General features: G+C 70.6%; 11 protein-coding genes and 1 other RNA gene. 8 read left to right on the plus strand and 4 right to left on the minus strand.

Annotated elements, in window-relative coordinates:
* Nucleotides 1–135: 135 nt before the first annotated feature.
* The 3 genes from HZ992_RS08625 to HZ992_RS08635 all read left to right on the plus strand — a co-directional run bounded on the left by HZ992_RS08625 (nt 136) and on the right by HZ992_RS08635 (nt 5128).
* On the plus strand, nt 136–2013 hold the full coding sequence (locus HZ992_RS08625; protein WP_209386253.1) for a serine/threonine protein kinase: 1878 nt from the start codon (nt 136–138) through the stop codon (nt 2011–2013).
* A gap of 13 nt (nt 2014–2026) precedes the next feature.
* The gene (locus tag HZ992_RS08630; protein ID WP_209386254.1) at nt 2027–4465 is read left to right on the plus strand and encodes a serine/threonine protein kinase; all 2439 of its coding nucleotides are present in this window, start codon (nt 2027–2029) and stop codon (nt 4463–4465) included.
* Between the two features lie 315 nt (nt 4466–4780).
* Nucleotides 4781–5128, plus strand: coding sequence for a hypothetical protein (locus HZ992_RS08635; RefSeq protein ID WP_209386255.1), 348 nt, complete (start codon nt 4781–4783; stop codon nt 5126–5128).
* Nucleotides 5129–5169: 41 nt separating this feature from the next.
* Here the strand turns inward: HZ992_RS08635 and ffs are convergent.
* Together ffs and HZ992_RS08645 are read right to left on the minus strand one after the other, a co-directional pair.
* Nucleotides 5170–5267, minus strand: an RNA gene (gene ffs, locus HZ992_RS08640) — signal recognition particle sRNA small type.
* A gap of 30 nt (nt 5268–5297) precedes the next feature.
* Nucleotides 5298–6437 (minus strand): AIR synthase related protein, encoded by a 1140-nt coding sequence (locus HZ992_RS08645; RefSeq protein WP_209386256.1) that lies wholly within the window; start codon nt 6435–6437, stop codon nt 5298–5300.
* Nucleotides 6438–6501: 64 nt separating this feature from the next.
* On the opposite strand from HZ992_RS08645, the gene dnaX reads away from it, so the two are divergent.
* From dnaX to recR, 3 genes are read left to right on the plus strand one after another with little or no spacing between them, the layout of a single operon-like run.
* Complete coding sequence (dnaX, locus tag HZ992_RS08650) at nt 6502–8286, plus strand: DNA polymerase III subunit gamma/tau (protein WP_209386257.1); 1785 nt, start codon at nt 6502–6504, stop codon at nt 8284–8286.
* Between the two features lie 19 nt (nt 8287–8305).
* Nucleotides 8306–8632 carry a YbaB/EbfC family nucleoid-associated protein gene (locus HZ992_RS08655; protein ID WP_209386258.1) on the plus strand — a complete coding sequence of 109 codons (327 nt, stop codon included), beginning with the start codon at nt 8306–8308 and terminating at the stop codon, nt 8630–8632.
* Between the two features lie 19 nt (nt 8633–8651).
* Entirely contained in the window at nt 8652–9239 is a 588-nt protein-coding gene (gene recR, locus HZ992_RS08660; RefSeq protein ID WP_209386259.1) for a recombination mediator RecR, read from the plus strand.
* A gap of 17 nt (nt 9240–9256) precedes the next feature.
* On the opposite strand, the gene HZ992_RS08665 is transcribed toward recR, so the two are convergent.
* Together HZ992_RS08665 and gloB are read right to left on the minus strand one after the other, a co-directional pair.
* The gene (locus HZ992_RS08665; protein WP_371816800.1) at nt 9257–10828 is read right to left on the minus strand and encodes a transglycosylase SLT domain-containing protein; all 1572 of its coding nucleotides are present in this window, start codon (nt 10826–10828) and stop codon (nt 9257–9259) included.
* Nucleotides 10825–11595, minus strand: coding sequence for a hydroxyacylglutathione hydrolase (gene gloB, locus HZ992_RS08670; protein WP_209386260.1), 771 nt, complete (start codon nt 11593–11595; stop codon nt 10825–10827). Before gloB ends, HZ992_RS08665 begins: the two co-directional genes overlap by 4 nt.
* Before the next feature lies 1 nt (nt 11596).
* Between gloB and HZ992_RS08675 the strand changes: the two genes are divergently transcribed.
* Together HZ992_RS08675 and rnhA are read left to right on the plus strand one after the other, a co-directional pair.
* Nucleotides 11597–12409 (plus strand): class I SAM-dependent methyltransferase, encoded by an 813-nt coding sequence (locus HZ992_RS08675; protein WP_209386261.1) that lies wholly within the window; start codon nt 11597–11599, stop codon nt 12407–12409.
* Nucleotides 12406–12867 (plus strand): ribonuclease HI, encoded by a 462-nt coding sequence (rnhA, locus tag HZ992_RS08680; RefSeq protein ID WP_209386262.1) that lies wholly within the window; start codon nt 12406–12408, stop codon nt 12865–12867. Before HZ992_RS08675 ends, rnhA begins: the two co-directional genes overlap by 4 nt.
* Nucleotides 12868–12905: the final 38 nt, after the last annotated feature.

Raw genomic sequence — 12905 nt, forward strand, 5'->3', positions numbered from 1 at the left:
GGACACGGTGAGCCGCGCGCCAACTGCAGCGCAGGCGTGGCGAAGCGCACGAATGGGCCGGGTTTGGCCCGCTGATCGCGCGTTCGGCAACGCCCGGCTGGGCTTCAAATCGGTGCATCTCACTTGCCACGCCCGATGGCCACGCCTGCCACGCCCGCCACTGCCGCTCCTCGCTCCAGCCCGACTCGCGCCTTCGGCCGCTTCGAGCTGCGCCAGCTGCTGGGCAAGAGCCAGGGCACCATGGCCTGGCTGGCCTTCGATCCGCGCCTGGGCCAGGAGGTCATGCTGACGCTGCCGCGCGTGCAACCGGCCGACAGCGCGGCGCTCGAGTCGCGACTGCGCGAGATGAAGCAGGCGGCGCGGCTGAACCACCCGAACCTGGCGCATGTCGTCGAGGTTGGCGTGCAGGACCATTGGCCCTACGTGGCCTGCGACCGCGCGCTGGGCGTCACGCTCGGTGAATGGCTGGCCGCCCAGCCGCGTCTGGCACCGATCGACATCGCCGCGCTGATGTGCCACGCGCTGTCGGGCCTGGCCTTCGCGCACGAAGCAGGTGTCGCCCATCACGACCTGCAGATGCACACGCTGCTGGTCAGCCCGCAGGGCCAGGTGCGGGTGGCGGCGCTGGCCGCCGCCGATCTGCCCGCCGCTGCCGTCGAGGCCGACAACGCCAACGAGCGTGCCATGCCGATGGATCCCGGCGAACTGCGCGCCCAACGCGACGCCGCACAGCGCGACGTGCTCGCCTGCGGCGTGCTGCTGCACCAGATGCTCGCCGGCGCGCCGGTGCTCGACGAACCCGACGTGGCCCGAGTCATCGATCGCATGTCGCCGCAGGGCCGCGACCTCGTGCGCCTGCCCTGGACGACACCGCAACCGGTGCCCGAAGGCCTGCGCGCCATCGCCAACCGCTGCACCGCGTCACAGGAGCGCCAGCGCTACCGCAGCGCTCGCACGCTGCTGCGCGCGCTCGAAGGCTGGCGCGAGGTCGAGGCCCAAGGCAACGGCGACCCGATCGCGCTGCTGATCGACCGCCTGCGCACCGTCGGGCACCTGCCGGCGCTGCCGGGCATCACGCGGCGCATGGCGCGGCTGTCGATCACCGACAGCCAGCGCACCGACGAGATCGCCGAGCAGTTGCTGCAGGACATCGCGCTGAGCTTCGAGCTGCTGCGCACCGTCAACTCGGCGCAGGTGCGCGGCACGCAGGTGGCTGGCAACGGGCCGGTGCTGACGCTGCGCCGCGCCATCGCCCTGCTGGGCGTGGACGGCGTGCGCGGCGCTGCGCAGTCGCTGCGCCACTGGCCCGGGCCGATGAACGAGGAAGGGGCTGCGGCCTTGAGCCGCCTGATGAACCACGTGCGCCTGGCGGGCCACGCCGCGCAGGCACTGCGGCCGCCGGGCTATGACCCGGAAGTCGCCTACCTGGTCGCCGTGCTGCAGAACCTCGGCCGGCTGCTGGTGCAGTACCACTTCCCGGAGGAATCCGAGCAGATCCACCACCTGATGCAGCCGCTTCCCGGCCCGCCCGGCGCCCCCGAGCACCCGGGCATGAGCGAGGAGTCGGCGGCCTACGCGGTGCTCGGCACGGACATCGAGTCGCTCGGCGCCGCCGTGGCGCGCCACTGGGGCCTGGGCGACGAGGTGCAGCACATGATCCGTCGCCTGCCGGCCGGCAAGCCGGTGCGTACGCCGGACAGCGACGCCGACATGCTGCGCGCCGCCGCCAGTGCGGCCAACGAGGCGGTGGATGCGATGACGCGGCTGCCGGCCCCGCGCGTGGCCGCAGCGCTCGCGCAGGTGGCGCAGCGCTACACGCGCGTGCTCGAACTGGACGCGGGCGAGATCCGCGAGGCGCTGCAGGGCGCACGCGCCGCGCTGAACAGCGGCACCGCCGCTCCCGCCATGAAGCGCGGCGGCACGCTCGACGGCGACGGTACCGGCACGGGGGAGCTCACACGCCCTTCGTTCACCGGCGAACCAGCCGCACCAGCCGCCCGGAGCGGCGCATGAAGGACGGGCCCCGATGAGTGTTGCCGCAGCGATCGACAAGACCCAGCGGCTTGGCCGCTTCGAGTTGCGCCGCATTCTCGGCAAGGGCGCGCAGGCGACCGTCTGGCTCGGCTTCGATGCGCGTCTGGAGCGCGAGGTGGCGGTGAAGATGATCACCGCCGGTGCCGACGTCGACCCGCAGGACATCACCCACTGGCTGCAGGAAGCGCGCAGCGTCAGCCGGCTCACGCACCCGAACATCGTGCCGGTGTTCGAGGCCGACGTGCAGGATGGCCGGCCCTACCTCGTCTTCGAGTACGTGCCCGGCCGCACGCTGACCGAACACCTGAAGGCGCGCGGCAGCCTGCCGCCGCCCGAGTCGCTGGCGCTGATGCTGGGCGTGCTCGACGCGCTGCAGACGGCGCATGCCGCCGGCGTGGTGCACCGCGACCTGAAACCCTCGAACATCCTCGTCGACGGCGGCGGCCGAGCGCGGGTGATGGACTTCGGCATCGCCGCGCGGCTGCACGACGCCAACCGCGCCGCCAAGGGCCTGATCGTCGGCACGCCGGGCTACATGTCGCCCGAGGCCACCCAGGGCCTGAACCCGACGCCGGCAATGGACGTGTTCGCAGCCGGCCTGGTGCTGATCGAGATGCTCGCCGGCCGAGCGGTGGTCAAGGAGCGTGATCCGTACCGCGCCATGCAGCGCATCGCGCAGGAAGACCTGAAGCTCCCGGAAGAACTGCCGTCGACGGTGGATGACACGCTGCGCAGCGTGCTGCGCCGAGCGATCGCCCGCGACCCGGCACAACGTTACGCCAACGCCGCGGCCTTCGCCGACGCGCTGCGCCAGTGGATGACGCCGCTGGCCGGTTCGGCCGAAGCCGCCGGCGGCAACAGCGGGACGCTGGAGTTCCTGCTGCGGCGCATGCGCCACAAGAGCGACTTCCCGGCGCTGTCGGACTCGGTGGCGCGCATCCAGCGCATCGCCACCTCCGAGCACGAGAGCCTGGCCAGCCTGTCGGCCGAGATCCTCAAGGACGTGGCGCTGACCAACAAGCTGCTGCGCCTGGTCAACACGGCGCACTACTCGCACGCGGGCGGTGGCAGCATCAGCACGGTGTCGCGTGCGGTGGCGCTGGTCGGTTTCGCCGGTATCCGCAACATGGCCTTGAGCCTGGTGCTGCTCGAGCACATGCAGGACAAGGGCCACGCCAACCAGCTCAAGGAAGAGTTCCTGCGCGCTCTGATGGCCGGCTCGCTCGCCGGCGAGATGTGCCGCGTCGGCCGCGAAGGCGAAGAGGCCTTCATCGGCGCGATGTTCCAGAATCTCGGCCGGCTGCTGACCGAGTACTACTTCCCCGAGGAATCGCGCCAGATCCGCAGCGTGGTGGCCAGCAGCCAGCGCGACGGCGCCTCGCACGCCGCCATGGTGCAGGCGGAGACCGCGGCATCGATCAGCGTGCTCGGCCTGAGCTTCGAAGATCTGGGCCTGGGCATCGCGAAGAGCTGGGGCCTGCCCGAGAACCTGCAGCGTTGCATGCGCCGCCCCGAGGGCGACCCGCCGGCGCGCGTGCCCGAGAAACCGGCCGAGCGGCTGCGCTGGCTTTCGCTCGCCGCCAACGAACTGACCGACACGCTGCTGCGCACCGACGGCGACCCGACGGCGCGCCTGGCGTCCGTGGCCGAGCGCCACGCGCGCGGCATCGGCCTGAGCGTTCGCGAGATCCAGACCGCCACCGATGCCGCCCGGCAGCGCCTGGCGCAGGCGGCGCAGGCCATGAACCTGCAGGTGGCGCCAAGCTCGCCGGCGCGGCGCCTGCTCGCCACGATCGTCGTGACGCCGCAGCAGGCCGCCGATGCCGACACGCTGTCGCCGCACAGCCTGCAGGCGACCGTGGCGGCGTTCGAGGCGACGCGCATCGAAGCTGCGCCGGTGCCGCAGGTGCCGCGCGAGAGCGCCGCCGAAGTGCTTGCCTCGGGCATCGCAGACATCACGAACTCGATGGTCGAGAACTTCAAGCTCAACGAAGTGCTGCGCATGATCCTCGAGACCATGTTCCGCGCACTGGGCTTCCGGCGCGTGGTGTTCTGCCTGCGCGACCCGAAGACCGACACGCTCACCGGCCGTTTCGGCCTGGGCGAGGGCGCCGATGCGGTGGCGGCGCAGTTCCGCGTACCGCTAAAAGGCGGCACCGACCTGTTCTCCGCGGTGTGCAACAAGGGAGCCGACACGCTGATCAGCGACGCGACGGTGGCCCACATCGAGGCGCGCCTGCCGGCCTGGTACCGCGCCGGCGTGCGCGCACCGGCCTTCCTGCTGCTGCCGCTGACGCTCAAGGGTGCCCCTTTCGCGCTGATCTACGCCGACAAGTCGGTGCCCGGCGGCATCGAGCTGGGCGAGAAGGAACTGTCGCTGCTGCGCACACTGCGCAACCAGGCCGTGATGGCGTTCCGGCAGTCCACCTGATCGGCTGAGCCGGGCGCCCTGAGTCGCAGGACAGGGCCTCCACGTGGCTCTTCGAGCCAGTACTGAGAACAATAACAATATAGAACAAATAGTTATACGTACAAATTAAAGTTGATTCGAGATATTTGATGAACTCGAATCGCTCGTGCGGATGGGCCGCATCTCACGCTGAACTCCGACTCTTCCACGCCGAACCGACCGCTGTGTGCGTTGCCGAACGGAACGGATCGCCTGGCATGAAGACACTGGCCTGCAGGCGGCCGCGACCGTCATCCTGCGTCGGGCCGGCTCGCCCCGATCCACGCAGGCCGACACATGCGGTTCACCGTTTCCTCGCACCATGGCGTCAATCCGTGGTCCCGACCACCCGAGCACCCGGTTCAGGAAGGCGTGATGGCAACTCAGGAATACTGCCCGCTGGGGCACTTTCTGGTCTTCGACGAGAACGGAATGGCATTCCGGGTGTCGATGTCCGAACTCTGGCTCGAGCGTCCATGGTGGCGCTGGAGGCCGTATCCGCGGCAACCCAGCGGCGACGTGCGCTACCTGCTGGCGGATGGCCGGGCGCTGCGGCCCGTTGCGCCGGGCTGCTTCGTCATCAAGGACACCGGTGAACCGCTGTGGCGCGACAAGGCCCATGCGGGAGCCCAGACGACGGCCTGAGGCCGAGCCGGCGAATCGGCGGCTTCCGGCAGATCCGCAAAGGTGACGAGCCTTACCCCCGGCACTGGTTGCAACGCTTAGGGCTGCTTGGTTCCCCACCTGACCCGGTTGGGCGCGCTCCCATGCGGGGAGGCCCGTCGCTGGCGATTGTAGGGGGGACGCGCGCTGGTCACCGAAGTTGCAGAGCGTCGTCGCCGTACTCGATGTGCAGCGGCTCGACGATCAGGCGTTTCGGCCCCGCTTCGACGCGGCCGGCCACCAGGGCCTCGACGCCTTGCGAACGTGCGATCTCGACGCAGCGATGCGCCTCGTCGGCGGCGACGAACAGCGCGAAGCCCGCGCCCATGTTCAACGTGCCGTAGGCCTCATGGTCATCCTGCCGCGCATGCTGCTGCATGAAGGCGAGCACCGGCGGCACGGCGGGGATCTTCTGGATGCGGTAGGTCAGCGTCGCCGGGTGGCGCAGCAGCTTGCGCCAGCCGTGGCCGGTGATGTTGGCGCAGTAGCGCGGCGTGATGCCGGCGCGGTAGAGCGCTTCGGTGACGGGTGAATACAGCACCGTGGGCGCCAGCAGCGCCTCGCCGTAGCTCAGGCCGGGCACCACCTCGGTGAGGTAACCCTCGGGCAGTCGTTCGACCAGCTTGCGCGCCAGGCTCAGGCCGTTGGCATGGATGCCGCTGGAGGCGAGCAGCACGATGGCATCGCCGGCGCCGAGCCGGTCGCCCACCGACAGGCGCGACTTCGGGTTGACGATGCCGGTGCAACTGGCAGCCAGGTCGATGCGGCCGCTTTCGACGATGCCAGCCAGCGCCGGCGTTTCGCCGCCGCCCCAGGCCACGCCGCAGGTGTCGCAGGCGGCCTTCCAGCCCTGCACGAGCGCCTGCGCGCGCTGCGCGTCGCCGAACCAGTCGGAGCCGCCGGCCGCCCAGTAGGCCTGCACCACCAGCGGCGTGGCGCCGACGGTGATCAGGTCGTTGATGGCCATCGCGATGGTGTCCTGCGCGATGGCGGCGTAGTAGCTGCGGCCGGTCAGCGCCTTCATCTCGTCGGCCACCAGCGCCTTCGAGCCCAGGCATTCGACGATGCTCGCCAGGTAGAACGGGCCCACGTCGACCACGTAGGCCGATTCGCCGCGCGACGCGGCGATCTCGCTGAAGCCGTGCGCGGCCAGGTTGACGGCAGTGGCGGCAGCGGCACGCTGGGCCGCCACCTTCAGCGGGTCGATCAGCTCGTAGTTGACGCCGGCCTGTTCATAGCTGAGCGTGCTGTTCGAATCGGCGTGCGTGGCAGGGCGGGCGGCGTCGGTCATGGGGCGTGATTATCGGTCAGCCCCTGGGCCGGTGCGGCGCGGGGTCGCCCCGTAGAATCGATGCATGAGTTACCAGGTGCTGGCCCGCAAGTACCGACCGCACAGCTTCGAGGAGCTGGTCGGTCAGGAGCACGTCGTGCAGGCGTTGGCCAATGCCCTGACGCAGCAGCGGCTGCACCATGCCTACCTGTTCACCGGCACACGCGGCGTCGGCAAGACGACTGTCTCGCGCATCCTCGCCAAGTCGCTGAACTGCACCGGCGCCGATGGCAGCGGCGGCATCACCGCGCAGCCCTGCGGCGTGTGCGATGCCTGCCGCGACATCGATGCCGGCCGCTTCGTGGACTACGTCGAGCTCGACGCGGCATCGAACCGCGGGGTCGAAGAGATCTCGCAGCTGCTCGACCAGGCCGTCTACAAGCCGGTGCTCGGCCGCTTCAAGGTCTACATGATCGACGAAGTGCACATGCTGTCGAACACCGCGTTCAACGCGATGCTGAAGACGCTGGAGGAGCCGCCCGAGTACCTCAAGTTCGTGCTGGCCACCACCGATCCGCAGAAGGTACCGCCCACCGTGCTGTCGCGCTGCCTGCAGTTCAACCTGCGGCCGATGGCGCCGCAGACGGTGCAGGAGCACCTGGTCACCGTGCTGGCGCGCGAGGACATCGCTGCTGAACCCGGCGCGCTGCGCCTGATCGCGCGGGCGGCGCGCGGCTCGATGCGCGACGCGCTCTCGCTGGCCGACCAGGCGATCGCCTTCGGAGCGGGGGCGCTGGCCGAGGCCGGCGTGCGGCAGATGCTCGGTGCCGTGGACCGCGGGCACGCGGTGCGGCTGGTCGAGGCGCTCGCGGCGGGCGACGGTGCCGCGGTGGTGGGCTCGGTCGACGGGCTGCGTTCGCTCGGGCTGTCGGCCGCCGGCACGCTCGAGGAGATGGCCTCGCTGCTGCAGCAGATGGCAGTGCAGCAGGCCGTGCCCGGCGCGCTCGACGCGAATGACCCGGACGCACCGGCGGTCGAGCGGCTCGCCTCTGCATTGCCGGCCGACGAGACGCAGTTGCTCTACAGCATCGTCGTGCATGGCCGCGCCGAGCTGGCTCTGGCGCCCGACGAATACAGCGGTCTGGTGATGGTGTTGCTGCGCATGCTGGCCTTCCGGCCGGCCGGCAATGGCTCCGCGGAGCGTGCCGTGGCGCGCGGTGCCGCAGCCCCGGCCGTCGTGCGCAGCCCGGTGGCGGCGCAGCCCGCAGTGGTGGCGGGTGCCCCGGCATTGCGTGTACCTGCGCCGCCGGTGAGGCCGACTCAACGCCCGCCCGTCGCGCGCTCGCCCGAGCCGCCGCCCTGGGTCGATGCGCCTGACGAGGCCGACGACGACCTGCCCACCGCTGCCGCGCCGCCGCGCGGCCCGATCCCTGAGCCGATGGCGATGGCCGTGCCGGATGTCGTCACCACGCCGCTGGGCGACCGCTGGGCGCTGCAGGTGCGCGAGCTGTGCGAGAGCGGCGCCATCAGCGCGCTGGTGCGTGAGCTGGCGATGCAGTCGCAGTGCCTGGCCCTCGACGAATCCGCCACGCCGGTGCGCTTGACGCTGCGCGTCGAACGCGAAACCCTGCGCAGCGCGGCCAACACCGACAAGCTTCAGGCCGCGCTCGCGCAGGCGTTGGGCCGGCCGGTGCATTTGCAGCTCGAGGCCGGCGTGGCCGAGGATTCGCCGGCGCGCCGCGACGCCGCCGAGCGTGCGCGCCGGCAGGCCGAGGCCGAACAGATCATCCACGACGACCCGCTGGTGCAGGCCCTGATGTCGCAGTACAAGACCGCGCGCATCGTGCCCGGCTCGGTCAAGCCGCATTGATTTCCAAGGAGCATCCATCATGATGAAGAACCAGCTGGCCGGGCTGATGAAGCAGGCCCAGGCGATGCAGGACAACCTGAAAAAGGCGCAGGAAGAGCTCGCGCTGATCGAGGTCGAGGGCCAGTCCGGCGCCGGCCTCGTGAAGGTCACGATGACCTGCAAGCACGACGTCAAGCGCGTCGCCATCGACCCCAGCCTGCTCGCCGACGACAAGGACATGCTCGAGGACCTGGTGGCCGCCGCCTTCAACGACGCGATCCGCCGTGCCGAAGAGGTGAGCCAGCAGAAGATGGGCAAGCTGACGGCGGGCATGCCGATGCCGCCGGGCATGAAGTTCCCGTTCTGATGGCGCTGCGCGCACTGCGATGAGCGGTTCGTCGCTCGACGCGCTGATCGAGGCGCTGCGCCGCCTGCCTGGCATCGGCGTCAAATCGGCGCAGCGCATGGCCTTCCACTTGCTGCAGCACGACCGCGAGGGCGCGCAGCGGCTGGCGCAGGCGCTGCAGGCGGCATCGACTTCGGTGCGCCACTGCGAGCGCTGCCACACCTTCACCGAGGCGCCGGTGTGCGGCATCTGCCTCGACCCGGCGCGCGACGCGCGCCAGCTCTGCGTGGTGGAGACACCGGCCGACCAGGCGGCGCTCGAGCGCACCGGCAGCTACCGCGGCCTGTACTTCGTGTTGATGGGCCACCTCAGCCCGCTGGACGGCGTGGGCACGCGCGACATCGGCGCGCATGAACTGCTGAGCCGAGCCACCGACGGCGTGACCGAAGAGGTGATCATCGCCACGAACTTCACCGCCGAGGGCGAGGCCACCGGCCACGTGCTGGCCGAGGCGCTGAAGGCGCGTGGCCTGAAGGTCACCCGGCTGGCGCGCGGCGTGCCGATCGGCAGCGAACTCGAGTACGTGGACCTGGGCACCATCGCCCACGCGCTATCGGACCGCCGCTGAGCGCGGCTGTGCCGCGGCTACTTGCGCGCAGCCTTGCGCGTCGTCTTGCGGACGGGTGCAGCGGCGCGGGCCTTCGTCGACTTGGCTGACTTGGCCGACTTCGGCGACGTCGCGCGCTGCACCACGTAGACGATGATCGGCTGCCCGGGCCGGAAGCTGGATCCCGCCGTCACGCCGTTCCAGTGCGCCACCTGCTGCGCGCTGACGCGGTAGCGACGCGCTACGCTGCTCACGCTGTCGCGCTTGCCGGCCTTCAGCGCCACGCGGCGCATCGACGGGCCGTCGGGGGCGAGCGCCATGGTGGCGTTCTCGGCCAGATGCTCGGAGACGTCGGCGTGCCGCTGGTCGCTGCGAGGCACCAGCAGCGTGGAGCCGGCGCGCACCAGGTAGTGCGGCGGGATGCCGTTGACCTCGCGCAGCTCTTCTTCGCTCATGCCGACCTGCTTCGCGGCGTCGGCCGGCCGCAGCAACTTCGGTGCGACCCAGGCCGTCCAGCTGGCCGGCGGACCGCGGTGCTGCGGCAGATCGCGCACGAAGTGGTTGGCATTGTCGTAGGGCAGCAGCACCTGCGGCGTGCCGGCGGCCAGGATCACCGGCCGGTTCATCTGCGGGTTCAGCGCCTTGAACTCGTCCAGCGGCAGGCGCGCCAGCCGGGCGGCGAGCTCGACGTCGATGTCGCGCTCGATCGCCACGGCGAGGAAGTACGGGTGATTGGCCAGATCGGGCAACTGCAGCCCGTAGGCCGCCGGTCGCGCGACGATGTTCTTCACCGCCTGCAGCTTGGGCACGTACAGACGAGTCTCGTCGGGCATTCGCAGGCTCTCGTAGCCCGTGGGCAGTCCTGCGCGGCGATTGCGGGCGATCGCTCGCTGCACGTTGCCTTCGCCCCAGTTGTAGGCGGCCAGTGCCAGATGCCAGTCGCCGAACATGCCGTGCAGCTTGCCCAGGTAGTCGAGCGCCGCGCGGGTGGATGCGAGCACGTCGCGCCGGTCGTCGCGGAACACGTTCTGGCGCAGTTCGAAGTTGCGGCCCGTCGCCGGCATGAACTGCCACATGCCCGAGGCCTTGGCCGACGAGATCGCCTGCGGATTGAAGGCGCTCTCGATGAAGGGCAGCAGCGCGAGCTCGGTGGGCATGCCGCGCTTCTCGACCTCCTCGACGATGTGGAACAGGTAGCGGCTGCCCCGCTCGGTCATGCGCTGCACGTAGTCGGGCCTCGTGGCGTACCAGCGCTCGCGGTCGCGCACCAGCGGATTGTCGAGCTCGGGCATCGCGAAGCCCGCACGCAGGCGTGCCCACAGGTCGAGCTGGGCGGATCGGTCGTCGAGATCGAGGCGCACCTCGGGGCGCAGGGGGTCGACGGCGGCTGGCGTGGGCGCCGGCTCATCGGCCACGGGGGCGGGTGGCGGGGGGCTGGCAGGCACCGCCGGTCCGGGCGGCGCTGCAGGCGGCTCCACCGGGGTCACCACCGCCGGTGCCGGCGCACTGGCCTGGCCGCCTTCGGCAGCCGGCGTGCTCGCGCAGCCGGCCATCGCGGCGAGCCCACCGACCATCACCGCAGCCAGTGCGGCGCGTCGAAGCATGTTCATCGGAAATCGTTCTTCCAGCGGCGCAAAGCCGCAAAGACATCGCTGCCTGCCGTGCTGGCTGCACCGTGCCGGGTGGCCGAGTGCACGATGGCGCTCTGGTCGCATCGCAGGAAGGGGTTCACCTCGCGCTCGACCGCGATGCTCGACGGCAGCGTAGGCCGGTTGTCGGCGCGCAGCGCCTCGCAGTCGGCGCTGTAGCGCGCCAGCGCGGCGTTGTCGGGTTCCACCGCGCGGGCGAACTTCAGGTTGGACAAGGTGTACTCGTGCGCGCAGCACACGCGGCTGTCACCCGGCAGCGCCGCCAGCCGCGACAGCGAGCGGTGCATCTGCTCGGGCGTGCCCTCGAACAGGCGGCCGCAGCCGCCCGAGAACAGCGTATCGCCGCAGAAGAGGATCGGGGCGCCTTCGCGCCCCGCATGGAAGTAGGCGATGTGGCCGGCGGTGTGCCCGGGCACCTCGATCACCTCGAAGCGCTGGCCGAGCACCTCGACCGCATCGCCATCGTCGAGCGCCACGTACGGTGTGGGGATCTGCTCGCGGCGCGGGCCGTAGACAGGCCCCTTCAGCCGGCTGCGCAAGGCATCGACACCGCCCACGTGGTCGCCATGGTGATGGGTCACTAGAATCGCCGCCAGCGCCAACCGGCGGGCATCGAGCGCGGCCTGCACCGGCGCTGCTTCACCTGGATCCACCACGACGGCGCTCGTGCCGTCGTCGAGCATCCAGATGTAGTTGTCGGTGAAGGCGGGCAGGGCAGTCAGATTCATCATGGCGCACAGCGAGCGGATTATAGGTTTGGCCCAGTGGCTCGCCACGCCGGCAGGGAGATACCTGCTGGCGTGGGAGCAGCATCATCTCGACCTGGCCGTGGCCGACCTGTTCGGCTTTCACGCGCTGCAGGTGGGGCTGCCCGAACTCGATGCGCTGCGCGCCAATCGCATGCCGCACCGCTGGGTCGGCTGCGAGAGCGTCGAGCCGCCGCCATCGGAAGGCGAGCCGATGCCGCGCGCCGCGGTGGCGCTGAACCTCGACTTCGACGCGTTGCCCTTCGACAGCGCCAGCCTCGATCTCGTCGTGCTGCCGCACACGCTGGAGATGGCGCGCGATCCGCACCAGACGCTGCGTGAGGTCGAGCGCGTGCTCGTGCCGGAAGGCCGCGTGGTCATCGTCGGCTTCAACCCGGCCAGCCTGTGGGGGCTGCGCCAGGGGCTGGGCCGGGCCCGGCTCGGCCTGGGCCTGGGCCGGCAGCGACCGCTGTTCCTGCCCGCCACCGGTGAGTTCCTCGGCTACCGGCGCCTGCGCGACTGGCTGCGCCTGCTCAGCTTCGAGGTGGAATCGGGCCGCTTCGGCTGCTACCGGCCGCCGGTGGCTTCGGAGCGCTGGCTGCAGCGCTACGAATGGATGGACGGCTCCGGCGAGCGCTGGTGGCCGGTGTTCGGTGCCGCCTACTTCGTGGTGGCGGTCAAGCGCGTGCGCGGCATGCGGTTGGTGGGGCTGGTGCGCGACCAGCGCCAGCGGGTCAAGGCGGCCGCCACGGTGGCCACGCACAAGCGCCGCGAGCGCGAGAAAGAACCGGCATGACGGCAGCGGCCCCGGCGGTCAAGCGCCCCCACGTGGTCATCTATACCGACGGTGCCTGCAAGGGCAACCCGGGCCGCGGCGGCTGGGGCGCCTGGCTGCGCACCGGCGAGCACGAGAAGGAATTGTTCGGCGGCGAGTTGCTCACCACCAACAACCGCATGGAACTCACCGCCGTGATCGAGGCTCTGGCATCACTGAAGCGCACCTGCGACGTCACGGTGCACACCGACAGCGAGTACGTTCGCAAGGGCATGACCGAATGGATCCACGGCTGGAAGCAGCGCGGCTGGAAGACGGCCGACCGCAAGCCGGTGAAGAACGCCGAGCTGTGGCAGCGCCTGGACGCACTGCGCCACCTGCACCACGTCGAGTGGCGATGGGTGAAGGGGCATTCCGGCGACCCGGGCAACGAACGCGCCGACGCCCTGGCCAATCGCGGGGTGGAAAGCGTGGTTTGAGGGTTGCCGCCGCTGCGGTGTTTTGCGCACGACGTTAC

Origin of the sequence: Rhizobacter sp. AJA081-3 (genome assembly GCF_017795745.1) — a bacterium.
GTDB lineage: Bacteria > Pseudomonadota > Gammaproteobacteria > Burkholderiales > Burkholderiaceae_C > Piscinibacter.

Excerpts from the sequence above, each read along its gene's own strand:
- HZ992_RS08625 (WP_209386253.1), top strand. The coding sequence starts at position 136 with ATGGCCACGCCTGCCACGCCCGCCACTGCCGCTCCTCGCTCCAGCCCG.
- HZ992_RS08630 (WP_209386254.1), top strand. The coding sequence starts at position 2,027 with ATGAGTGTTGCCGCAGCGATCGACAAGACCCAGCGGCTTGGCCGCTTC.
- HZ992_RS08635 (WP_209386255.1), top strand. The coding sequence starts at position 4,781 with ATGCGGTTCACCGTTTCCTCGCACCATGGCGTCAATCCGTGGTCCCGA.
- HZ992_RS08645 (WP_209386256.1), bottom strand. The coding sequence starts at position 6,437 with ATGACCGACGCCGCCCGCCCTGCCACGCACGCCGATTCGAACAGCACG.
- dnaX (WP_209386257.1), top strand. The coding sequence starts at position 6,502 with ATGAGTTACCAGGTGCTGGCCCGCAAGTACCGACCGCACAGCTTCGAG.
- HZ992_RS08655 (WP_209386258.1), top strand. The coding sequence starts at position 8,306 with ATGATGAAGAACCAGCTGGCCGGGCTGATGAAGCAGGCCCAGGCGATG.
- recR (WP_209386259.1), top strand. The coding sequence starts at position 8,652 with ATGAGCGGTTCGTCGCTCGACGCGCTGATCGAGGCGCTGCGCCGCCTG.
- HZ992_RS08665 (WP_371816800.1), bottom strand. The coding sequence starts at position 10,828 with ATGAACATGCTTCGACGCGCCGCACTGGCTGCGGTGATGGTCGGTGGG.
- gloB (WP_209386260.1), bottom strand. The coding sequence starts at position 11,595 with ATGAATCTGACTGCCCTGCCCGCCTTCACCGACAACTACATCTGGATG.
- HZ992_RS08675 (WP_209386261.1), top strand. The coding sequence starts at position 11,597 with ATGGCGCACAGCGAGCGGATTATAGGTTTGGCCCAGTGGCTCGCCACG.
- rnhA (WP_209386262.1), top strand. The coding sequence starts at position 12,406 with ATGACGGCAGCGGCCCCGGCGGTCAAGCGCCCCCACGTGGTCATCTAT.